Genomic DNA, 23,144 nt, shown 5'->3' on the forward strand with positions numbered 1-23,144 from the left:
GGTTTTGAATTTTAGAAAATAAAGTTAGTTTTTGTTGGTCGAATAATTGGCGTGTTGCCATTATCGTTATCAACAAGGATTGTTTTGATGAGTGTAAGTAAGGAATTACCAAGTCAGAGGCAGTTGCGACTGGACTATTGGCGTGAAAATTATGGTGAACAAAATGTTCAGCGTTTTCTGGGCCTTGAGTCAGCCTTGGTAGAAAGTGAAAGCAAGTTGAATGAAACGATGGGGCCACGAGTTTCATTGAAAGCTTATGCACGTCATCGTATTCGTTCATGGGCACAAAGTTCGGCGGGTGTCGAGTGTGAGCCTGATCAGACTGTAGTGACGTCCCTGCATAAGTTCAGCGTGGGTGGTCGGGAGATTGCGCAAGAAGACAAGAGGACGTTGACCGAATTTGCTATTTTTGGATTGCAAGTCTCAACGCTGCAACAATTGGATTTCTCGGGAACTGTCTTTCCGGGGCTGACAAGTTCCGGCCTTCAACGCTGGCTCTCTTCGACAGATATTCGTTCTGACTTTACGATCATGATGGCTTCCGGTGCATCCGCAGCAATCAATGAGGCGATGCAAGAGCATTTGGCTCGACAGATAGAGTTCACGCTTTTTTGCGCCAACGTCGAACGCTATTTCGAACGTCTGGATGATCGTTGGATTCTGCGATACCTGCAAGGCGATCCGGCGCTGTTTTTACGCGGAGTGATTTTACCGGGCTCGGCAGCCACGATGAAAGACCTGTTTGTTATCAGTGAGCGGGGGAATCCGCAAGGTCGAAATATTCTATATGCGCCCGGCGCTCCCGGTGGAAAGGTCTGGCACAGTTTCGATAACGTCGTCGCAATGGGAAATGCCGTAGGCGATTGGGCAAGCAAGTCTCCAGCGTTTATTGATGATCAGGTGAGTGTCCGCTATCGAGACTCCGCTCATCTGTTTTTCCGTGAGCTTGCGGTGAATAAGCGCTTCTGGAAAGACGACGATGTAAAGTTACGCGAGTTTATATCTCCAAAACCGGGGCAGCCTCTATTCGGTGTAGTGTCTGAACAGATTCGCTGGGACACCATCGAGGCAGCTGAGTTGGCCCCGGCAAACTATCGTAATGCGCCTGTCTTTTGGCGTGAGCAGTTTGCTCGGCTCAATACCGAACTGAAGGCGCTTTATACCGTCGAAGCTCGAGATCATACGTTCATTTCGTATCAGCAGTTTGCTTATGACTTAATAAAATACACCCTCGAGCAGGCATTAAAGTCCCAAGGCGAGCACGCATCCGTTGATCCCGATCTCATTATGATTGAGTTCAGTCCTTCGGAAAAAGCCACACTCACTTCTGTTGTTGCCAGTGAAAAAGTCTTTTATCCAGTTGAAAGAGAAAATGCGTCACCCGATCTTTACCCAAGGTATCGACTTGAACCTGGGCATCCCTCGCTCAAAAAACTCACTATCGTGCACCTTGCCCAGTGGTCCCGGACGTTGCGTCCAGGTGAGAAGTACATTGCAATGCTGAACTCGGTTTATCTTGATCCCACCGAGTTGAGCTACACGTTCAGGCGCGATGTCCATCGCCAGCGTCAGTTCGCGGAAATGAACCGGGCTGCGTTGTCTGAATACTTTCAACAGCGAATGACCTTTGAACAACTCAATGGCTTGCAGAACTCCATCAGTTCCCTCAAGCATTCGCAAACGCGCGATCCATTGGGCGATTACCCAGCGATGGAAAACAGTGTTTACCAGTTTCACCTTGGTCGACGACGTCCGGTGGAAGGGGTCTATGTATTCCGGCTTATGAACGGGAAAACAAACGAGGATTGGTTGTATACGCCGCAAGCGCCAGACGGAACGTGGTTTCGCCCGCTAGGCCATTTTGTTTCATCGGTGCGTATCAAGGGCTTGAGGGAGTATTACGTAACGCGAGTCCACTACACTGATCGACTCGCCGTCAGCAAATACTTCGACGAATTGGAAGCGTCGACTCGCAGCGTGCCGCCGCCTGATTTGGAACACAACAGCCGCGTCCGGGATTTCGCCAGGTCTTACGATGACAGCGTACGGCGCGTTATCAGGGATGTGGGTGCGCAAACCACCAGTCTTGCCGAGATCATTACAGGCCTGGCCTACAATGCCGTGATCCAGGCCGCGCAAGTCATCAGCCTGGTTATTCCTCCCCTTGGGCTGGCGGTTGCCGCGATTCAAATCACTAAGAACATCTTGGAGGGTGCACAGGCTTATCACGATGGAAACAAAGACAAGGCCGTCACTCATTTCAAGGATGCACTGATTGATCTGGCTTCATTGGGCTATGGCAAATACAAGGAGTTTGGCAAGCAAGCAGTCACCGCCACCCAGAAAACACTGATCAGTCTTGCCGGGGATGCGAAGACAGTTGCAGGCTTGGTTTCCCAGGCCATGGGCCGAGACGTCCCTCACGAAGTGCTAAAAGAGATTGTTGAGGACGTCCTGTCCGAGGTCGGCTTATCGAGCAGCAAAACCACGGTAAGTTGATCTGACTGCCGGTCAATCCTTGAATGGACTCGCTGCGGGAGGGGGCTCGAACCCCATCCGCCAACTAACGGCCCGCGTCGCCGCCAGCAATCGCTGCGCCGCCGGGCCGTTTTCATCGGCGTGAAACAACGACGCCGGGCCGACAATAGTCATGACCGCCGCCACATTCCCGACAGCATTGAACACCGGTGCCGACAACGCATCGACCCCCGGCATGAGCAAACCATGCACATGATGCAGGCCGCGTTTGCGGATCTGTTCGCATAACGCCGCATAGATCTGATCGTCCGCCAGGGCATGGTCGGTGGCGTTGCGCAGTTCCTGGTCACGCAAGTCCACGGTTTCCCGTTTCGGCAGATAAGCGCCAAACACCAGGCCAGTGGATGAGCTAAGCAGCGGCAGCACCGAGCCCAATTGCGTCACTACCGTCACCGCGCGCACGGCCGGTTCGATGTGCACTACGGTCGCACCCTGATTGCCCCACACCGCCAAAAAACAGGTTTCGTTCAGTTCATCGCGCAACTCGGCCAGGGGCAGGGCGCCGACTTTCAGCACGTCCATACTGTTGAGTGCGGCAAGGCCTACGCGCAGTGCTTCACGGCCGAGTCCGTAATGGTTGGTGGCCGTGTTCTGCTCGGCAAAACCGCTGGCAATCAAGGCCTGCAAGTAACGATGAACCTTACTTGCCGGCATCTGCACGTGTTCGGCCAGACGCGACAACGAGGTCGAAGGTGACAACTCGGCCAGCGCCTTGAGGATGTCGGTACCGACCTCGGCCGAGCGGACTTTCTGTTTATCGTTGTTGCGCGGCGTTTCCATGAAGGCGGTCTGATCCGGGGATGAATGGGCGTCTTTATAGCTTGACGGTCAATACCAATCAAATTACGTTATGCGTAATCGAATTACGATAAAAATAACCCGGGCGTGCCGAGACCTCTGCAACAGAGTGACAGGCCATTGCCTACTCCCTGTTCAGGAGGCTCCATGAACCTCGATTCAACGGCGCCAGCGCTGGCTTACCAGTCAGGCTTTGGCAACGAATTCAGCAGTGAAGCATTGCCCGGCGCACTGCCTGTCGGCCAGAACTCCCCGCAAAAAGCCCCTTACGGCCTCTACACCGAGCTGTTCTCCGGCACAGCGTTCACCATGGCTCGCAGCGAAGCGCGGCGCACGTGGATGTATCGGATTCAGCCGTCGGCCAATCACCCGGCATTCGTCAAACTGGATCGGCAACTGGCCGGCGGCCCGTTGGGTGAAGTAACCCCCAATCGCCTGCGCTGGAACCCGTTGGACATCCCGAGCGAGCCGACCGATTTCATCGATGGGCTGGTGAGCATGGCCGCCAACTCGGGCGCGGACAAACCGGCCGGGATCAGCATCTATAACTACCGCGCTAACCGTTCGATGGAGCGGGTGTTTTTCAACGCTGACGGCGAACTGCTGCTGGTGCCGGAACTGGGACGCCTGCGCATCGCCACCGAACTGGGCGTGCTGGAACTGGAGCCACTAGAAATCGCCGTGCTGCCGCGCGGGTTGAAATTTCGCGTGGAGCTGCTCGACCCGCAGGCTCGCGGTTACATCGCCGAAAACCACGGCGCGCCGCTGCGCCTGCCGGACCTGGGACCCATCGGCAGCAACGGCCTGGCCAATGCCCGGGACTTCCTGACGCCGGTCGCGCATTACGAAAACCTCAAGCAACCGACCACCCTGGTGCAGAAATTCCTCGGCCAGTTGTGGGACTGCGAGCTTGATCATTCACCGCTGAACGTGGTCGCCTGGCACGGCAACAACGTGCCGTACAAATATGACCTGCGTCGTTTCAACACCATCGGCACGGTCAGCTTCGATCACCCGGACCCGTCGATTTTCACCGTCCTGACTTCGCCGACCAGCGTCCACGGCCTGGCCAATCTGGACTTCGTGATCTTCCCGCCGCGCTGGATGGTCGCCGAGAAAACCTTCCGTCCACCATGGTTCCACCGCAACCTGATGAACGAATTCATGGGCCTGATCAAAGGCGAATACGACGCCAAGGCCGAAGGTTTCGTGCCCGGCGGCGCGTCGTTGCACAGCTGCATGAGCGCGCACGGCCCGGACGGTGAGACCTGCACCAAAGCGGTCAACGCTGAACTTGCACCCACAAAAATCGACAACACCATGGCCTTCATGTTCGAGACCAGCCAAGTGCTGCGCCCGAGCCGGTTCGCCCTTGAGTGTCCGCAACTGCAACCTAATTACGATGCCTGCTGGGCTTCGCTGCCCGCCACTTTCGACCCGACCCGGAGATAACCCATGACTCAGACTTCCATCACTCGTAGCTGGGTTGCCTCCGCCAACGGCCACACCGATTTCCCGCTGCAAAACCTGCCGTTGGGTGTGTTCAGCGTGAACGGTTCGGCACCGCGCAGCGGCGTGGCCATTGGCGAGCATATCCTTGATCTGGAAGCGGCACTGGACGCGGGCCTGTTCGATGGCGCCGCTCGTACCGCTGTCGAAGCCACCCGTGGCGGTCAGCTCAATGGGTTTTTCGAACTTGGCCGCGAGGCTCGCGTCGCGCTGCGCGAACGTCTGCTGGAACTGTTCGCCGAGGGCAGTACGCTGCGGGGCAAGATCGAAGCCCAGGGTGTCAAACTCTTGCCTCTGGCGGCGAATTGCACGATGCACCTGCCGGCGAAGATCAATGACTACACCGACTTCTACGTCGGTATCGAGCACGCGCAAAACGTCGGCAAGCTGTTCCGCCCCGACAATCCGTTGCTGCCCAACTACAAATACGTGCCGATCGGTTATCACGGCCGTGCCTCGACCATTCGCCCGTCCGGCACCGACGTTCGCCGTCCGAAGGGCCAGACCTTGCCAGCCGGTCAGACCGAGCCGACGTTTGGCCCGTGCGCACGCCTGGACTACGAACTGGAACTGGGCATCTGGATCGGCCCGGGCAACGAGATGGGCGAGTCGATCGCCATCGGTGATGCCGCTGACCATATCGCCGGTTTCTGCCTGCTCAACGACTGGTCGGCGCGCGACATCCAGGCCTGGGAATACCAGCCGCTGGGCCCGTTCCTGTCGAAGAGTTTCATCACCAGCATCTCGCCTTGGGTCGTGACGGCCGAAGCGCTGGAGCCATTCCGCCGCGCTCAGCCTGCGCGCCCTGAAGGCGACCCGCAGCCGCTGCCGTATCTGTTCGACAAGCGTGATCAAGCCACGGGCGCATTCGATATCGAACTGGAAGTGCTGCTGCTGACCGAAGGCCTGCGCGAGCAAAAACTGCCCGCCCATCGCCTGACCTTGAGTAACACCCAACACATGTACTGGACCGTGGCGCAAATGGTCGCGCACCACAGCGTCAATGGCTGCCAGTTGCAGGCCGGTGACCTGTTCGGTTCGGGCACGTTGTCGGGGCCGCAGAACGGTCAGTTCGGCAGCCTGCTGGAAATCACCGAAGGCGGGAAGAAGCCGATCGAGCTGGCCTCGGGCGAGGTACGTAAATTCCTTGAAGACGGTGACGAAATCATCCTGCGCGCCCGTTGCAGCCGCGACGGTTTTGCGTCCATCGGCTTCGGCGAATGCCGTGGCAAAGTCGTGGCGGCGCGCTGAGAGGATCGGGTCATGGAACTCTATACCTACTACCGTTCGACCTCGTCTTACCGGGTGCGCATTGCGTTGGCGCTCAAGGGCCTGGACTATCAGGCGCTGCCGATCAACCTGATCGCACCGCCAGGCGGCGAGCATCGTCAGCCGCCGTACCTGGCCATCAACCCGCAAGGCCGCGTGCCGGCCTTGCGCACGGATGAGGGCGAACTGCTGATCCAGTCACCCGCCATCATCGAATACCTGGAGGAACGTTATCCACAGGTGCCGCTGCTGTCCAAAGACCTCGCTGCCCGCGCTCATGAGCGCGGTGTGGCGGCGTTGATCGGTTGCGACGTGCATCCGCTGCACAACGTCAGCGTGCTCAATAAGCTGCGGCAATTGGGACACGATGAGCCGCAGGTGGTGGAGTGGATCGGCCATTGGATCAGCCAGGGGCTGGCGGCGGTGGAGCAATTGATTGGGGACGCGGGGTTTTGCCTTGGCGATCAGCCGGGGCTGGCGGACGTTTACCTGATCCCGCAACTGTATGCGGCCGAGCGCTTCAATATTTCACTTGAAGCTTATCCACGGATTCGCCGAGTGGCGGCGCTGGCGGCGACGCATCCGGCGTTCATGAAAGCTCACCCGGCCAACCAGCCGGATACCCCTTAAAGCCCCGATGTGGGAGCTAATGCTGTTCACTTAAGACCGTTTTTGGGTTTGGGTTGGGGGGCATATCCGTTACCGCAGCAACGGATATGTACCCAACCCGCAACCCGCAACCCGCAACCCCAAAACGTTCTTAAGTGAACAGCATTACGATGTGGGAGCGAGCTTGCTCGCGATAGCGGTCTGACTCACACATTGATGTTGGATTTACTACCGCCATCGCGAGCAAGCTCGCTCCCACAATGGATCTGCGTTTAATGGACGATTGCGTTGGGCGGTAGATGCCCCAGCCGTTCAGTCAGGCGAAGCCGCTGGATCGGGTCATCACTGAGCAGCAACGCATGCTCCAGGTCAAAGCGCTCGGCGTTCGGACAATCCAGGCGTTGGTAGAGGCTGGCCCGGGCCAGGTAATCGGAGGCGTTGGCGTTGCCCAGTTCGAGCACTCGCTCGGCGTCGATCAAGGCGCCGATGTAGTCATCGTGGGAGAGGTGCAACTGGCGCAAGTTACGCGACAGGCGCTGCAGCATCTGCACCGGGTCGGCGGTGAGCAAGTGGTCGGCGCCGAGTTGCATGTTCGGTCCGTACTGGCGTTGCAGCAGTTCACGGCAATCGTTGGGGTACAACCGACGCCCGCCACACGGGTCCAGCAAATGATCGGCGCCCGGCACCCGCAACAGGAAATGCCCGGGGAAATTGACCCCGACCAAAGGAATCTCCAGGCGTCTGGCCAATTCCAGGGCGATCAGTCCCAAAGACAACGGCTGGCCGCGCCGCAATTCCAGCACCTTATGAATCAACGCCACCTGCGGGCGTAGCGGCGTGAAGTCGTCTTGGGCGAACCCCAGGTCATTCATCCGCCGAAGCAGCGGCTGGGCCAGTTCGCTCACAGGTAACATCGGCAAGCCATAGCTGACCCGCTGCTGCAGGTCGTTGAAGTCTGCCAGGACCTTTTCCGGGTTCAGCGCCTTGTCGTGCTCGGCCGCCATCCACAGCGCCGCCTCGAACAGCGCGGGCGGTGATCGTTGCAGACAAGCAAAGAAACATTGGCGGGGCGTCATCTAAATCTCCGGGCAATGCCTCGTTTTAGCCCCGTCTCCGGCATTCGTCCAGTGCTGTACACAGGCAGCTTGAAGTTATGTCTGAAAGCGCTGTATCGCAGCGCTGCTTATTCCGGTGCGCTTCTGCAATTTTTGGGCGCAAGCCTATACTGGGGCGACTACAAGAAGTGATTCGGGAGCCTTACGATGTTCGCTCTCATGCAAAGCACTCGCCTTGAATCGCTGCATCTGAGCGTCGACCCGGTCACCGGGTTGAAGGCGGTCATTGCCATTCATAACAGACGTCTGGGGCCTGCCCTGGGCGGATGTCGTTACCTTGCCTATCCCAGCGACGAGTCAGCGGTCGAGGATGCCATTCGCCTTGCCCAAGGCATGAGTTACAAGGCCGCGCTGGCTGGCCTGGCTCAGGGCGGCGGGGTAGCCGTCATCATTCGCCCCGCCCATGTGGAAAGCCGCGCTGCGTTGTTCGAAGCGTTTGGACGTTGCGTCAATGAACTCGATGGTCGCTATATCACCGCCATCGACAGCGGCACCTCGGTGGCGGACATGGATTGCATCGCTCAACAGACCCAACACGTCACCAGCACCACCTCGGCGGGCGACCCTGCGCCTCACGCTGCGATGGGCGTATTCACCGGTATTCGTGCCACCGCGATGGCCCGCCTGGGCAGCGACAACCTCGAAGGCTTGCGCGTGGCCATCCAGGGCTTGGGCAACGTCGGTTATGCCCTGGCGGAACAACTGCACGCCGCCGGCGCCGAACTGTTGGTCAGCGACATCGATCACGGCAAGGTGCAACTGGCGATGGAGCAATTGGGCGCGCACCCGATCGCCAACGACGCGCTGCTCAGCACACCCTGCGACATTCTTGCGCCCTGCGGCCTGGGCGGCGTGCTTAACAGTCACAGCGTGACGCAACTGCGCTGCTCGGCGGTGGCAGGTTCGGCAAACAATCAGCTGACGCATCTGGAGGTTGCCGATCAACTGGAGCGGCGCGGCATTTTGTATGCCCCGGATTACGTGATCAATTCCGGCGGGCTGATCTACGTGTCGCTCAAGCACCGGGGTGAGCAGCTCACGACCATTACCGCGCACCTGTCGAAAATCGCCTCACGGCTCACCGAAGTCTTCGCCCATGCGCAGGCGGAAAAACGCTCACCAGCGCGGGTGGCGGACGAGTTGGCGGAGAAAGTCTTGTATCGATAAAGGGGCGAGAGCCTACCCGGCAAACTTGCTCCACAGGCCCGGCGCCACAAGCGTCGGGCCGGTTAACCGCACGCCGACCCCGCGTGCCAGGAGCCCTGTGATGCTTCACAAGGTTGAGCTGCCCTACACCCGGTTTTTATCCCCTGACGGCCAGTTGCTCGGCGAACTTCCAGCCTGGGCCGACGATTTCAATTTGCTGACGCGCCTCTATCGGCAAATGGTCCTGACCCGCCTCTTCGATCAGAAAGCCGTCGCCCTGCAACGCACCGGGCGCATCGGCACCTATGCGCCGACCTTGGGCCAGGAAGCCATCGGCGTGGCGATCGGCAGCGTGATGCACGCCGAAGACGTGCTGGTGCCGTACTACCGCGACACCGCCGTGCAATTGATGCGCGGGGTGCGCATGGAAGAAATCCTGCTGTACTGGGGCGGCGATGAACGCGGCAGCGATTTCGCTGAACCGGCAGTGGCCGAGGACTTTCCGATTTGTGTGCCCATCGCCACGCAAGCCCTGCATGCCTGCGGCGTCGCCAGCGCTTTCAAGATCCGTGGCGAGCATCGGGTCGCGGTCACCACGTGCGGCGACGGCGCGACCAGCAAAGGCGATTTTCTCGAAGCCCTCAATGTCGCTGGCGCCTGGCAGTTGCCCGTGGTGTTCGTGGTCAACAACAATCAATGGGCGATCTCGGTTCCGCGACGGATTCAATGCGGCGCCCCGACCCTGGCGCAGAAAGCCATCGGTGCCGGGTTCCACGGTGAACAGGTCGACGGCAATGACTTGCTCGCCGTTTACGACCGGGTGCAAGCGGCCCTCGAACGCGCGCGCCACGGCAAAGGCCCGGTGTTGCTCGAATGCGTGAGTTATCGCCTGGGCGATCACACCACCGCGGACGATGCCACGCGCTACCGGTCGGCGGACGAGGTCAGGCACGCCTGGCTCGAAGAACCGGTCAAACGCCTGCAGCGTTTCATGGTCGGGCAAGGTGTGTGGGACGAAAGCCGGGAGCAGGCATTGATCAGCGAATGCCAGGAGCGGGTGCAGCGCGCTGTAGATAACTTTGAAGCGGCGGGTATTCAGGCCCCTGAATCGATACTGGATCACGTCTACGCAACCTGGCCTGATGCCTTGGCCGAGCAGCGTGACTGGCTGCTGGAGCGGGCGGCGCGTCGGGCAGGAGGTCCGGGCCATGAGTAACGGCAAGTTCACGTTGCTGGAAGCGGTGAATCTGGCCCTGCACCAGGCCATGAGCGAAGACGAAAACGTCATCGTTCTGGGCGAGGACGTCGGGGTCAACGGTGGCGTGTTTCGCGCCACCCAAGGGCTGCGCGACAGCTTCGGTTTCAAGCGGGTGATCGACTCACCGCTGGCCGAAACCATGCTCGGTGGACTGGTGATCGGCATGGCGGCGCAAGGCTTGAAACCGGTGGTGGAAATTCAGTTCATGGGCTTCATCTACGCCGCCATGGAGCACCTGGTGTCCCACGCCAGCCGCATGCGCAATCGCACGCGCGGGCGGATCACCTGCCCGATGGTCATGCGCACACCGATGGGCGCCGGGATTCGCGCGCCGGAGCATCACAGCGAAAGCACCGAAGCATTGTTCGCGCACATTCCGGGGCTGCGGGTGGTCATTCCCTCGTCACCGGCCCGGGCCTATGGCTTGCTGCTGGCGGCCATCGACAACCCGGACCCGGTGGTGTTTCTGGAGCCGACCCGGCTCTATCGGATGAACCCGCAAACCCTGGTGGACGATGGCAAACGCTTGCCGCTGGACAGCTGTTTCACCCTGCGTGAAGGCAGCGACATCACCCTCATCAGCTGGGGCGCCAGCGTCATGGAAACCCTGCAAGCCGCGACGGCACTGGCCGAGCGGGGCGTCTCGGCGGAGGTAATTGACGTTGCCAGCATCAAACCGCTGGACCTCGACACCCTGGAAGCCTCGGTGCGCAAGACCGGTCGTTGCGTGATCGTCCACGAAGCACCGCGCTCCTGTGGCGTCGGCGCGGAAATCGCCGCGAGCCTGTATGAGCGCGCGTTGCTTGAATTGCAGGCACCGATCCAGCGCGTCACCGCGCCGGACATTCCGCCGCCGTTGTACCGGCTGGAGTCGCTGTACATGCCCAACGTCGACGACGTTCTACTGGCCTGCGACAACGTCCTGCTGCACCACTTCTAAAGAGACGCCTGACCCTAGGAGGCCGCGATGAAATATTTCAAACTGCCGGATCTGGGCGAAGGCTTGCAGGAAGCGGAGATTGTCCGCTGGCATGTCAGCGTTGGCGACACCGTCAAGACCGATCAACTGCTGGTGTCGGTGGAAACCGCCAAGGCCCTTGTGGAAATTCCTGCGCCCTATGACGGCGTGGTGGCGAAACTTTATGGGGGCGAGGGCGACATCATTCACGTCGGTGAACCGCTGCTCGGTTACGAAGGCGAGGCGGACGCGGGCACCGTGGTCGGGCGGCTCGAGGGCGGCGGCAGCAGTCAGGAGGATTCTTTTTTTATCGGCGCGGCACCTTCGACCCGAGAGCACTTGGCGATTCGTGCCACACCGGCCGTGCGTCAACTGGCCCAACAACTGGGCGTGGAACTGAGCGGGTTGAAAGGTTCCGGCAACGATGGGCTGATCATCCGCAGCGACGTGGAAAGCGCAGCCCAGAACGATCGTGAACGGTTCGGCGGCGAGAAACTGCGCGGCGTACGTCGCAGCATGGCACTGAACATGGCCCGCTCCCACGCCGAAGTGGTGCCGGTGACGATTTTTGGTGACGCAGACCTGCATCGTTGGGGCCAGGCGCGAGAGCCGTTGATTCGACTGGCCAAGGCCATGGCGGTAGCTTGCGCGGTGGAACCGGTGCTCAACAGCGCGTTCGACGGCAAGACCCTGTCGCTTAAACAACACGAACGGCTTGACCTGGGCATCGCCGTCGACACCCCGGACGGTTTGTTTGTGCCGGTGCTACGCGATGTTGGCCAACGCTCGGCGGCGGACTTGAAAGAAGGTGTCATGCGTTTGCGCGCCGACGTGCAGGCACGCTCGATTCCGCCCAAGGAAATGATGGGCGCCACCCTGACCCTGTCGAATTTCGGCACTTTGTTCGGCCGCTATGCCAACCCGGTGGTGGTGCCGCCCCAAGTGGCAATCCTCGCCGCTGGCGCGATTCGCGACGAGCCGGTAGCCGTCGATGGCGCGGTAGTGGTGCATCCGGTGCTGCCGCTGTCGCTGACCTTCGATCATCGCGTGGTGACCGGCGGTGAGGCGGCGCGGTTCTTCAAGGCGTTGGTCGATGCCCTGGAGCAACCCGAGGCCTGATTTTTTGCGGACATGAAAAAGGCCCTGAGCCATTTGACTCAGGGCCTATTCAATTCGGGCGTTGCTTACTTCGTTGCTTTGGCCGCTTTGGCGGGCTTGGCGGGGGCAGCTTCCTCTGCTTCAACCGGTGCAGGCGCTTCAACCGGTGCAGCCTTTTCAACCACTTCAGCCGGTGCGTTCAGCAGTTCGGACAGGGCGTCCGGCTGGCTCTTGAACGCTTTGGCAAACACATCGCGATTCTTCGCCATGTAGATGCCGGCTTCTTCCACTTGCTGCTCGCTCAGGGACGGAACGGCTTTTTGCAACACTTCAGCCAGCAATTCGGCCAGTTCGAGCATTTTGTCATGACGGTCAGCTTCGGCTTTATCCATGAACAAGCGCTCCAGATCTCGGCTGCTGCGGTATACCACTTCGACGGCCATTCACCACCTCACATGCCTTCACATTAGTTGTCTGTTTCGACCACTGTATTTATATACAGCGAAAAGGATAAGCGAATCCCTGCGCTTTGGGTAGTGGCTTTTTAATGTAGACCGAAATCAGGGAGCGGGTGCGACCAAACGCCACGGAGCGCGTGCCGGAGCACATCGCCATCATGTCGCAGGTGCCCCTGGCCTTTTTTCTGCATGCAGAACAACCGTCACGTCCAACTTGCATTATCCGGTCGAACCGACCTAAGGAAGCATCATCGTGAAAATCAACTGGGCCGAGAACCTGCGGCAGAACGTGCATCAACTTGCCGAGTCGCTGGGCAACCTGTTCGTCGAGACCTTCCATTACATGGCGCTGTTCGCCATTGGTGCCGTGACCGCATGGGCGGCGGTGATGGAATTTTTGGGGATGATCGAGGCAGGGCACATCAAGATCGATGACATCTTGCTGCTGTTCATCTACCTGGAACTGGGGGCGATGGTCGGGATTTACTTCAAGACCAACCACATGCCGGTGCGTTTCCTGATCTACGTGGCGATCACGGCGCTCACGCGACTGTTGATCTCCAACGTCTCACACCACAATCCGCCGGACATCGGCATCATCTACCTGTGTGGCGGAATTTTGCTGCTGGCGTTCTCGATTCTGGTGGTGCGCTACGCGTCGTCGCAGTTCCCTTCAGTGAAGATCGAACACCCGCAGCGCAAGATTGGTGCGGGGTCCAGTGAACATCCCGAAGTCGAGAAGGGCGAGCTCTAAAGCCTGCTGGCCGGGCGAGCCTGGCCTTTAACCGAGGGCGGCGGCAGGTTGCGATTGTCGCCGTCGGTCATGGCTTCGAGGATGGTCATGGCGCTGTGACCCTGTTCGATAGCGATGCCGAACTGAATGCTTTGCACCAGGCGCTTGAGGCGCTTGGGATCATTGCGTTGTTCGGCGCTGATCATCCGTTTGGCGACCACACGACCGCTATTGGAAAGGGTCAGCATGATGCTGCCGTCCAGACCTTGAATGCTCAGATTGATCTGATAGTCCGGCGCAAAGGCATCGGTAATGAGCTGAAAGGGGTTGTCCATGATGCGTCACCGCCTGATTGAACGTGCAGTAGTTGACCGGCCATGATCGGGTTGGTTCGCCCCACCAGACCATTGGCAGATTGCTCGCCGAGGTTTCAAAAATCCTTTTGCCTCGCAGGTGATGTAGCAAGGGGCATGCCGGAAAAATTGTCGAACAATAAACCCGGCAAAAAACAGGCGGGCACTGAGGCCCGCCTTCTTTTTGCCTGCCCGTTTCAGGGCATGAACGAGTAGATGATCGCTGACAGTGCAATCAAACCGATCAGCACCACGAACACATTCGATGCCTGCCCCGAGTACTGGCGCAAGGCCGGCACGCGGCGGATGGCGTACATCGGCATCAGGAACAGCAGGCACGCGATGATTGGCCCGCCGAGGGTTTCGATCATGCCCAGGATGCTCGGGTTGAACGTGGCCACGGCCCAGCAGCTGAGGATCATGAACAGCGCGGTGATGCGGTTCAGCCAACTGGATGACATCACCCGGCCACGGCCGCGCAGGCTTTTCACGATCAGGCCCTGAAAGCCTTCGCTGGCGCCGATGTAATGGCCGAGGAAGGATTTGGTGATCGCCACCAGCGCAATCAACGGCGCGGCATAAGCGATGACCGGGGTCTGGAAGTGGTTGGCCAGGTACGACAGGATCGAAATGTTCTGCGCCTTGGCCGCCGCGAGGTCCGCCGGGGACAGCGCCAGCACGCAGCTGAAGCAGAAGAACATCACCGTCACCACCATCATCGCGTGGGCGATGGCGAGGATGCCGCTGCTCTTGCGCTCAGCCTGCTCGCCATATCGCTGTTTCTGATCGACGGCGAAGGCAGAGATGATCGGCGAATGATTGAACGAGAACACCATCACCGGGATCGCCAGCCACAGCGTCTTGAAGAACAGCGGTAGCGGCATGCCTTCGCTGGCGGTGGCGAAGAATGCCCCGTTCCAGTTCGGAATCAGGCTGAGGCCGAGCAGCAGCAACGCCGCGACGAACGGGTAAACCAGCACGCTCATGCATTTGACGATCACGCCCTGGCCGCAACGGACGATAGCCATCAGGCCGAGAATCAGCACCAGCGACAGGATCGCCCGGGGTGGCGGGGCAATGTGCAACTGATGCTCCATGAAGCTGCTCAGGGTGTTGGTCAGCGCCACGCTGTACACCAGCAGGATCGGGAAGATCGCGAAGAAATACAGGAGCGTGATCAGTTTTCCGGCGCCGATGCCGAAGTGTTCTTCCACCACTTCGGTGATGTCACCGGAGCGACCAGACAGCACGAAGCGGGTCAGGCCTCGGTGAGCAAAGTAGGTCATCGGAAATGCCAGCACGGCCAGAATCAGCAGCGGCCAGAAACCGCCCACGCCGGCGTTGATCGGCAGGAACAGCGTGCCTGCACCAATCGCCGTGCCGTAGAGGCCGAGCATCCAGGTGGTGTCGTGTTTACTCCAGCCCTTGTGGGCAATTTCGGTATGGCGTGTCAGGTCTACAGCGGGATTATCGGCAGCAGGTGTACGTACATCGGTCATCGGTATTGGCCTCGTTATTATTCTTGCTCGGGCTCACGTGTTGCGGCAGGGAATGCTCCTCAGCACTCCACCCAGCTCACCGCCAGGCCGCCCCGTGAAGTCTCTTTGTATTTGTCATGCATGTCGGCGCCGGTATCGCGCATGGTGCGGATGACCCGGTCCAGGGAAATGAAGTGTTTGCCGTCGCCGCGCAGGGCCATTTGCGTGGCGTTGATGGCTTTCACGGCGGCAATCGCGTTGCGCTCGATGCACGGCACCTGGACCAGCCCGCCGACCGGATCGCAGGTCAGGCCGAGGTTGTGTTCCAGGCCGATTTCGGCGGCGTTTTCCAGTTGTTCCGGCGTGGCGCCGAGCACATCGGCCAGACCGGCGGCGGCCATCGCGCAGGCGGAACCGACCTCGCCCTGACAGCCGACTTCGGCGCCGGAGATGGATGCGTTTTTCTTGCAGAGAATGCCGACGGCCGCCGCGCCCAAAAAGAACGCCACGACGTCGTCGTCCGACGCATCCGGGTTGAATTTCATGTAGTAGTGCAGCACCGCCGGAATGATCCCGGCCGCACCGTTGGTAGGTGCAGTCACCATTCGTCCGCCGGCCGCGTTTTCTTCGTTCACGGCGAGGGCAAACAGGTTGACCCATTCCATGGCCGACAGGGTGGAGGTGATGACATTGGGCTTGCCGATTTCCAGCAGGCTGCGGTGCAATTTCGCCGCGCGGCGCGGAACATTCAGACCGCCGGGCAGGATGCCTTCGTGACGCAGGCCTTGCTCGACGCACTCGCGCATCACCGACCAGATGTGCAGCAGGCCCTGACGAATTTCCGTTTCGCTGCGCCAGGCCAGTTCGTTGGCCATCATCAGTTCTGAAACCCGCAGCCCGTGCTGATTGCAGAGCTTGAGCAGTTCGGCGGCACTGGAAAAATCGTATGGCAGCACCACGTCGCTGGTCGGCGCGATACCGGACTCGGCTTCAGCCGCTTCAATGATGAAACCGCCACCAATCGAGTAGTACGTTTGCTCCGACAACTCGCCGTTTTCACCGAAGGCTGTCAGGGACATGGCGTTGGGGTGATAAGGCAGGCTCTCGTCGAGCAGCAGCAGATCGCGTTGCCAGTTGAAGGCAATGGTGGTTTTGCCGGCCAGAGACAGTTCGCCGGTTTCGCGCAGGGCCTGGACTCGGCTTTCGATGGTGGTCGGATCGATGCTGTCCGGCCATTCGCCCATCAGGCCCATGATGCAGGCGCGGTCGGTGGCGTGACCGACGCCTGTGGCCGACAACGAACCGTAGAGGCGGATTTCTACCCGACGTACGGCGTCCAGCAAATGCTGGTCAATCAGTGCCTGGGCGAAGGTCGCCGCGGCACGCATCGGGCCGACGGTGTGGGAGCTGGACGGACCTATGCCGACTTTGAAGAGATCGAAAACACTGATAGCCATGCTAAAGCCTATACAAGCAATGGAAGAGGAATCGCTGCCATGTTTTGTAGGACAAGCGCAATGTCGGCGATACTGCCTCCCTCGGTCCGACGTGACCAACGAAACTTCCTAAGACAGCCTTTAGCAGGACTAAACAATGAGTCGCCAATTGCACGCCCAGACTTACGTCTGGCTGCACGTGTTTTCCTGTGCCGCGCGGCACTTGTCGTTCACCCGTTGCGCCGAAGAGCTGCACATCACGCCGGGTGCGGTCAGTCAGCAAATTCGCCAACTGGAAGAGCGGCTGGGATTTCGACTGTTTCACCGTCGCGCTCGGGGTGTGGAGTTGAGCGCAGAAGGCCAGCGACTGGCCATCACGGTCAATGAGGCTTACGGCAGCATCGATGCGGAATTGCGACGACTGGACGCGGGAATGATCAGCGGAATTCTGCGGCTGCGTTCGATTCCGTCGTTCCTGAGCAAATGGCTGACACCGCGATTGCCGCGCTTGCAGCAGCGCTTTCCGGACATTCAATTGCGCCTGGTGGCCGAGGACAGCAGCGTGCCGCTGCACGAGGGGGATTTCGACCTGGCCATCGATCTGAATGACGGCAGCTACCCGGGCTTGTTATCCACAACCTTGCTCGACGAGCAGATCTTTCCGGTCTGTGCCCCGAGCCTGTTGCGTGGCCGGCCGCCGCTGCACGGTCCGGCGGATCTGGTGCACTTTCCGCTGTTGCACGACATCACCGCCTGGCGCGGCAGTTACGAGTACGCGGAATGGGAGTTTTACCTCAACGCCATCGGTTTCGAGGGCGCGGACGTGCGGCGCGGCCACACCTTCAATCGCAATCACCTGACCATCGAAGCGGCGATTGCCGGCATGGGCGTGGCGATTGCGCGAAGAACTTTGCTCAACGATGAGCTGGAGCGGGGGACATTGATTGTGCCGTTTGGCCTGGCGGTGCCCAATCACAAGCGCTACGTGTTGCTCTATGCGCCGGGGGCGCTGAGCCATCCGGGCGTGCGTGCGGTACATGACTGGCTGGTAGAAGAGGCGGCGGTTTTTCGCAGCTTGCATCCACTGGCGGAGCGGCAGATGTGAGCAATTATGACAAACGAGCGGTGCGAGCCAACTCCCGACCTTAACAGCGCTTTTGCTCCTTGTCCGGCTTTTTCTGCGAATCCGGATTTATCTTTTTTTAGGGGTTGAAATGTTCGGCGAGCAGACCGATTGTGTAACCAAGAGGTCACGGTGATGACGCCCAAGGGCTAGCCGAACGGCCTCTCGCGAGCTAGCTGAAATAAGGGATGAACTATGCAAATCCAAGTCAACAGTGATAACCATATTCAAAGCAGCATCCGACTGGAGGAGTGGGTACGTACTACCATTGAGAGCACGCTCGAACGATATGAAGAGAACCTGACCCGCGTCGAGGTTCATCTGCGGGACGAGAACGGCGACAAGCCCGGTCCACACGATTTGCGCTGCCAGCTGGAAGCGCGGCCAAAAGGCCACCAACCGATTTCTGTCACTCATAAAGCCGACACCCTGGAGCAAGCAATCGACGGTGCGGCCGAAAAACTTGAACATGCACTGGATCACCTGTTCGGCAAACTGCGGGGCAAACCACGTGCCGCTGTTGTGCCATTCGAGAAAACCACAGCCGATGCGCTGCTGGAAGATGAGTTTCTCGAAAACGAACAGGCTGCACAAAACGGCTGAGTTCTGAGTCACTTTCTACCTTTCCACTGACAAACGGGTCTGCTTATGCAGGCCCGTTTTTGTTTGTGTCCGAGAACGATCAGAGAGGCTGCTCAACACCTGGCGACGCAGGACGGCATCCGGCAACTGAATCAGTTTTTGCGTATGAGAATTTTTATCATTAGTATTGCGGCCTTGTTGACCGTGTGACGTTCACGCGGCCTCACCGTTTCCAGGTCGACGCATGAAAGGCAACATCAGCACGCTCTCCGTTTCCTACCGACTGGCTGTCACTTGCCGGATGCTGGGCGGCTGTGGCGTTGCGGCGCTGACGCAGTTGCCAAGCCGATGATCACCAGCCCCCCGGAATTGCGCGACGATGAACACCGGGGTGCCCGCGCGCATTTTCTTCAGGTGTTCCTGTCCCAGCGCTCGCAAATGGAAGCACTGGTGAACCGGCGTGTCGGCTGCCAGGCGACTGCCGCTGATCTGGTGCAGGACTTGTTCCTGCGCTTCTGGCGTCGACCTTTGGTGCAAGTCGAGGAGCTCAGCACTTACCTGCTGCGTTGTGCCGGCAACATCGCTATCGATCATTTGCGCAGCGAAGGCACGCGCGTAAGGGTCAACGAAGGCTGGGCGCCGGACCCGCCAGACAGCCAGGGCAGTGAGCCGCAAGCCGCCCTGGAGGCGGGCAACGATTTGCGTCATGTCGAAGCAGCGTTGCGCGCGCTGCCTGAGCGCACCCGGCACATCTTTCTGCTCAACCGCATCCACGGTCGTAAATACGCCGAGATCGCCACGGCCATGGGCCTGTCCCAAAGCGCCGTGGAAAAACACATGATGCGCGCCCTCGAGGCCTGCAAGGCCAGCCTGAGGGAACCGCCAACGCGCACGCCAGGGAAAGCACCGTGAACCCATTCGACCGCGTCACCCCGACGCCCGCGCAAGAGCAGGCCGCGCTGGCCTGGCTGCGCCTGTTGCACGACCAGCCCAGCAGCGGCGACCAGCTCACGTTCAGTCATTGGCTGCAGGCCGATCCTGCGCATGCCGAGGCCTATGCTCAGGCGCAAGTGCTGTGGGAACTCAGTGAGGGGCCGGCACGAACCCTGGCCGATGAAGAAGCGTTCGCCTTGCAGGGTTACCTCAATGCCATCAATTCTTCTCGCCGCCACAGCGTGCTGCGTTGGTCGGGGGCGCTGGCCGTGGCGGCGTGTCTGTTGCTGATGATCGGTTTCGGCGTTGGATGGCAGCCGTTGCGATGGATCGATGATCTGGGCGCCGACTATGTCTCGGCACCGGGGCAAATCAAAACCGTGACATTAGCCGATCAGTCGCAAGTCACGCTGGATGCCGACAGCGCCATCGCGGTGGATTTCAGTCGCGGTGAGCGCCACGTTCAATTGCGCCGCGGTGCCGGGTTTTTCAGCGTGACGCACACCGGCGATCCGTTTGTGGTCGACGCCGAAAAGGGTCAGGCGCGGGTGTTGGGCACGCAGTTTGAAGTGCGCCTGCAACCGCACGGCGCGCGGGTCACAGTGCTGTCTGGGCGGGTCGGCGTGACTGCGGACAAACAAGCCGAGCAGCAAATCCTGACCGCCGGCCAGCAAGTGGCGTACGGCGAGGGCTCGGCGGAAAAACTGCACGCCGTCGACAGCGAAGCGCAGCTGGCCTGGCGTCAGGGCTGGCTCAATTATTACAAGGCCACGCTGGCCGAGGTGGTGCAGGATCTGCAGCGTTATTACCCGGGGCAGATCGTGTTGCTCAACGATGAGCTGGCGGCGCGGCGGGTCAGTGGCAGTTTTCCGAGCAAGGACCCGCAAGCGGTGTTGAGTTCGTTGCAGGGGGTAGTGGGGTTTGAGCAGACCAAGTTGATGGGGCATCTGATTATTTTGCGCTGAGGCGGCTGGCCTCATCGCGGGCAAGCCCGGCTCCCACAGAGATGTGTGGTGATCACAAAAAATGTGGCTCAACTCTGATCTCCTGTGGGAGCGGGCTTGCCCGCGATGACGGCAGACCAGACACCACTTCTTCCCAGGCAAAAAATTATTTTCAACATTTTGATGAGGTAAACCCGAGCCCCATCCGTGTAGTGACTGAAACTGCGAGTCATTCGCATTCCGTAGGTTCTACACAGGTCATTGAGCAATGAAGTCCAGGGCAAAATCGGGTTCGGTCAAACAATGGTTGGGTGCCTCCGCACTGAGCTTTTCGGCGTTGGCGTTGCTGCCGTTGAGCATCGCGTCGGCCGCTGAGGCTACCGGCTCGCCGCAGCGCACGCCGTTCAGCTTCGCCATCGCCGCCAAACCGCTGCCTCAGGCCCTGAGCGATTTCAGCCGCCTCACCGGCATCAGCGTCGTCTATACCGATGAAGCGCCTTACGGTCTCACCGCTCCGGCGATCAATGGCCCTTTGAGCGCCGAGCAGGCCATGCAGCGTTTGCTCAGCGGTTCGGGTTTGACCTTTCGCCGTACCGATGCCCACACCTTCGTACTGGAACCGCTGCCCACCGCTGGCACGTTGAATCTGGGCGCGACGACCATCACCTCGGTGGCCGATCAATCCACCAGCTACCAACCGCCGCCGACCAGTTCGGTGATGCGCTCATCGGCCTTGCTCCAGGAAATCCCCCAGACCGTCAACGTGATCCCGGCCCAGGTCATTCGTGATCAGGCGCCACGCAATCTCGATGATGCCCTGGCCAACGTCAGCGGCATCACCCAGGGCAACACGCTGGCGAGTACCCAGGATTCTGTGATGACCCGCGGTTTCGGCGACAACCGCAACGGCTCGATCATGCGCGACGGCATGCCGATCGTGCAGGGCCGTGGCATGAACGCGAGCGTCGACCGCGTCGAAGTACTCAAGGGCCCGGCCTCGCTGCTGTATGGCATTCAAGACCCGGGCGGCGTGGTCAACATGGTCAGCAAGAAACCCGAGCTTGAGCAATACAACGCCCTGAACTTGCGCGGTTCGACCTACGGCGATGGCAAGAACGGCAGCGGTGGCGGCCTCGACAGCACCGGCGCACTCGGCACTTCCGGCCTTGCTTACCGCATGGTGCTGGACCATGAAGACGAAGACTACTGGCGCAATTTCGGCACCCACCGCGAGACGCTGGTGGCGCCGTCACTGGCCTGGTTCGGCGAGAGCACCACGCTGTTGTTCGCCTACGAACACCGCGAGTTCCTGACCCCGTTCGACCGTGGCACCGTCATCGATCCGCGCACCAACCACCCGTTGGACATCTCGCGCAACGAGCGCCTGGACGAGCCGTTCAACAACATGGAAGGCCGTTCGGACTTGTACCACTTCGAAGCCGACCACGAACTCAATGACAACTGGAAGGCCCACTTCGGTTACAGCTGGAACCGTGAAACCTACGACGCCAGCCAGGTGCGCATCACGGCCATCGACACCAACAAAGGCACGCTGACCCGCAGCATGGACGGCACGCAGAATGCGATCAGCACCGACCGTTTCACCACCGCCAGCCTTGAAGGCAACGTCAATGTGCTGGGCTTGCGACATGACGTGGTGGTCGGCATCGATGACGAATACCGCAAGATCTACCGCGAAGACCTGATCCGCCAGAAAAGCCTGAGCACCTTCAGCTACGTCAACCCGGTCTATGGCCGCGAAGTCGCCGGGACCACTGTCAGCCCGGCCGACAGCGCGCAGACCGATCAACTGCGCAGCGACTCGATCTTGCTGCAGGACTCGATCCACCTGACGGATCAATGGATTCTGGTGGCTGGCGGGCGCTTCCAGGAATACGACCAGTACGCCGGCAAAGGCGTGCCGTTCCAGGCCAACACCGACGGCAACGGGCAGAAGTGGGTGCCGCGTGCCGGCCTGGTCTATCGCTTCACCGATGAACTGTCGTTCTACGGCAGCTACACCGAATCGTTCAAACCCAACTCGACCATCGCACCGTTGAGCGGCAGCAGCACCGTGCTCGATGGCAGCATCGCGCCGGAAGAAGCCAAGTCCTGGGAAATCGGGGCCAAGCTCGACATGCCAGGGCGCATCACCGGCGACATCGCGCTGTTCGATATCAAGAAACGCAACGTGCTGGTGGCCAACTCCGAAGGCCCGGTGACGATTTACAGCGCCGCCGGTGAAGTGCGTTCCCGTGGCCTGGAAGTGGATGTGAGCGGCCAGCTCAGTGATCGCTGGAGCATGATCGGCAGCTATGCCTACACCGACGCCGAAGTCACTGAAGACCCGCTCTACAAGGGCAAGCAATTGCAAAACGTCGCCAAGAACAGCGGCTCGCTGTCGGCGGTCTATGACTTCGGAACGATTGTGGGCGGTGATCAGTTGCGGGTCGGCGCGGGTGCGCGTTATGTCGGCGAGCGAGCGGGTAACGCAGTCAACGATTTCGACCTGCCGAGCTACACCGTGGCCGACGCGTTCGCCACCTACGACACCAAGGTCGAAGGGCAGAAGGTCAAGTTTCAGCTCAACGTGAAGAACCTGTTTGATCGCACTTACTACACGTCTGCGGCGAGCCGGTTCTTTGTGTCGATGGGGGATTCGCGGCAGATCTCACTGTCCAGCACGCTGGAGTTCTGATCGAAGACCGCGTCATCGTTCATCGCGAGCAGGCTCGCTCCCACAGGATTTATGAGCGCCACAGATCCCATGTGGGAGCGGGCTTGCCCGCGATGGCGGCCTGACATT

The 23,144-nt window shown here is 59.9% G+C and carries 19 protein-coding genes and 1 pseudogene; 14 read left to right on the forward strand and 6 right to left on the reverse strand.

The window, feature by feature from the left end; genetic code table 11:
* Positions 1 to 87 precede the first annotated feature (87 nt).
* Entirely contained in the window at positions 88 to 2,499 is a 2,412-nt protein-coding gene (locus K5K95_RS13555; RefSeq protein WP_222589829.1) for a dermonecrotic toxin domain-containing protein, read from the forward strand.
* 12 nt (positions 2,500 to 2,511) lie between these two features.
* Here K5K95_RS13555 and K5K95_RS13560 read toward each other — a convergent pair whose 3' ends face one another.
* Complete coding sequence (locus tag K5K95_RS13560; protein WP_222589830.1) at positions 2,512 to 3,318, reverse strand: IclR family transcriptional regulator; 807 nt, start codon at positions 3,316 to 3,318, stop codon at positions 2,512 to 2,514.
* A gap of 165 nt (positions 3,319 to 3,483) precedes the next feature.
* Here K5K95_RS13560 and hmgA point away from each other — a divergent pair, with 165 nt between their 5' ends.
* Genes hmgA through maiA form a run of 3 tightly spaced genes read left to right on the forward strand, consistent with a single transcriptional unit; the run spans position 3,484 to position 6,744 of the window.
* A complete protein-coding gene (hmgA, locus tag K5K95_RS13565; protein WP_222589831.1) occupies positions 3,484 to 4,788 on the forward strand; it encodes a homogentisate 1,2-dioxygenase in 1,305 nt (434 codons plus the stop codon).
* A gap of 3 nt (positions 4,789 to 4,791) precedes the next feature.
* Complete coding sequence (fahA, locus tag K5K95_RS13570) at positions 4,792 to 6,096, forward strand: fumarylacetoacetase (protein ID WP_222589832.1); 1,305 nt, start codon at positions 4,792 to 4,794, stop codon at positions 6,094 to 6,096.
* Between the two features lie 12 nt (positions 6,097 to 6,108).
* Positions 6,109 to 6,744: a maleylacetoacetate isomerase gene (maiA, locus tag K5K95_RS13575; protein ID WP_222589833.1), complete on the forward strand. Its 636-nt coding sequence runs from the start codon at positions 6,109 to 6,111 to the stop codon at positions 6,742 to 6,744.
* A gap of 251 nt (positions 6,745 to 6,995) precedes the next feature.
* Here maiA and K5K95_RS13580 read toward each other — a convergent pair whose 3' ends face one another.
* Positions 6,996 to 7,799: a SirB1 family protein gene (locus K5K95_RS13580; protein ID WP_222589834.1), complete on the reverse strand. Its 804-nt coding sequence runs from the start codon at positions 7,797 to 7,799 to the stop codon at positions 6,996 to 6,998.
* Positions 7,800 to 7,985: 186 nt separating this feature from the next.
* On the opposite strand from K5K95_RS13580, the gene K5K95_RS13585 reads away from it, so the two are divergent.
* The 4 genes from K5K95_RS13585 (at position 7,986) to K5K95_RS13600 (ending at position 12,319) form a co-directional block, all read left to right on the forward strand.
* Positions 7,986 to 9,005, forward strand: coding sequence for a Glu/Leu/Phe/Val dehydrogenase family protein (locus K5K95_RS13585; RefSeq protein ID WP_222589835.1), 1,020 nt, complete (start codon positions 7,986 to 7,988; stop codon positions 9,003 to 9,005).
* 100 nt (positions 9,006 to 9,105) lie between these two features.
* Positions 9,106 to 10,200 (forward strand): pyruvate dehydrogenase (acetyl-transferring) E1 component subunit alpha, encoded by a 1,095-nt coding sequence (gene pdhA / locus K5K95_RS13590; protein WP_222589836.1) that lies wholly within the window; start codon positions 9,106 to 9,108, stop codon positions 10,198 to 10,200.
* On the forward strand, positions 10,193 to 11,182 hold the full coding sequence (locus tag K5K95_RS13595; protein WP_222589837.1) for an alpha-ketoacid dehydrogenase subunit beta: 990 nt from the start codon (positions 10,193 to 10,195) through the stop codon (positions 11,180 to 11,182). The genes pdhA and K5K95_RS13595 overlap by 8 nt, the downstream gene beginning before the upstream one ends.
* Positions 11,183 to 11,209: 27 nt before the next feature.
* Positions 11,210 to 12,319 carry a dihydrolipoamide acetyltransferase family protein gene (locus tag K5K95_RS13600; protein WP_222589838.1) on the forward strand — a complete coding sequence of 370 codons (1,110 nt, stop codon included), beginning with the start codon at positions 11,210 to 11,212 and terminating at the stop codon, positions 12,317 to 12,319.
* Between the two features lie 167 nt (positions 12,320 to 12,486).
* Here the strand turns inward: K5K95_RS13600 and K5K95_RS13605 are convergent.
* Positions 12,487 to 12,741, reverse strand: a pseudogene (locus K5K95_RS13605) (YebG family protein); the annotation flags it as partial.
* 268 nt (positions 12,742 to 13,009) lie between these two features.
* On the opposite strand from K5K95_RS13605, the gene K5K95_RS13610 reads away from it, so the two are divergent.
* Complete coding sequence (locus K5K95_RS13610) at positions 13,010 to 13,510, forward strand: phosphate-starvation-inducible protein PsiE (RefSeq protein WP_222589840.1); 501 nt, start codon at positions 13,010 to 13,012, stop codon at positions 13,508 to 13,510.
* Here K5K95_RS13610 and K5K95_RS13615 read toward each other — a convergent pair.
* The 3 genes from K5K95_RS13615 to K5K95_RS13625 form a co-directional block, all read right to left on the reverse strand.
* The gene (locus tag K5K95_RS13615; protein WP_090188252.1) at positions 13,507 to 13,824 is read right to left on the reverse strand and encodes a DUF3509 domain-containing protein; all 318 of its coding nucleotides are present in this window, start codon (positions 13,822 to 13,824) and stop codon (positions 13,507 to 13,509) included. The two genes, K5K95_RS13610 and K5K95_RS13615, sit on opposite strands and share 4 nt — an antisense overlap.
* Positions 13,825 to 14,039: 215 nt before the next feature.
* Positions 14,040 to 15,341, reverse strand: a complete 1,302-nt coding sequence (locus tag K5K95_RS13620) for a serine/threonine transporter (RefSeq protein WP_222589841.1) — start codon at positions 15,339 to 15,341, stop codon at positions 14,040 to 14,042.
* 59 nt (positions 15,342 to 15,400) lie between these two features.
* Positions 15,401 to 16,777 (reverse strand): L-serine ammonia-lyase, encoded by a 1,377-nt coding sequence (locus tag K5K95_RS13625; RefSeq protein ID WP_222589842.1) that lies wholly within the window; start codon positions 16,775 to 16,777, stop codon positions 15,401 to 15,403.
* A 136-nt stretch (positions 16,778 to 16,913) separates the two neighbouring features.
* Between K5K95_RS13625 and K5K95_RS13630 the strand changes: the two genes are divergently transcribed.
* The 5 genes from K5K95_RS13630 to K5K95_RS13650 all read left to right on the forward strand — a co-directional run bounded on the left by K5K95_RS13630 (position 16,914) and on the right by K5K95_RS13650 (position 23,036).
* A complete protein-coding gene (locus K5K95_RS13630) occupies positions 16,914 to 17,861 on the forward strand; it encodes a LysR substrate-binding domain-containing protein (protein WP_090188243.1) in 948 nt (315 codons plus the stop codon).
* A 213-nt stretch (positions 17,862 to 18,074) separates the two neighbouring features.
* Entirely contained in the window at positions 18,075 to 18,482 is a 408-nt protein-coding gene (locus K5K95_RS13635) for an HPF/RaiA family ribosome-associated protein (protein ID WP_222589843.1), read from the forward strand.
* Positions 18,483 to 18,809: 327 nt separating this feature from the next.
* Positions 18,810 to 19,373, forward strand: coding sequence for an RNA polymerase sigma factor (locus tag K5K95_RS13640; protein WP_222589844.1), 564 nt, complete (start codon positions 18,810 to 18,812; stop codon positions 19,371 to 19,373).
* Complete coding sequence (locus K5K95_RS13645) at positions 19,370 to 20,359, forward strand: FecR family protein (RefSeq protein ID WP_222589845.1); 990 nt, start codon at positions 19,370 to 19,372, stop codon at positions 20,357 to 20,359. Before K5K95_RS13640 ends, K5K95_RS13645 begins: the two co-directional genes overlap by 4 nt.
* A 247-nt stretch (positions 20,360 to 20,606) precedes the next feature.
* Positions 20,607 to 23,036: a TonB-dependent siderophore receptor gene (locus K5K95_RS13650; RefSeq protein ID WP_222589846.1), complete on the forward strand. Its 2,430-nt coding sequence runs from the start codon at positions 20,607 to 20,609 to the stop codon at positions 23,034 to 23,036.
* The last annotated feature ends 108 nt before the right edge of the window (positions 23,037 to 23,144 follow it).

This window comes from Pseudomonas sp. DR48, assembly GCF_019823085.1.
In the GTDB taxonomy this organism is placed as follows: Bacteria; Pseudomonadota; Gammaproteobacteria; order Pseudomonadales; family Pseudomonadaceae; genus Aquipseudomonas.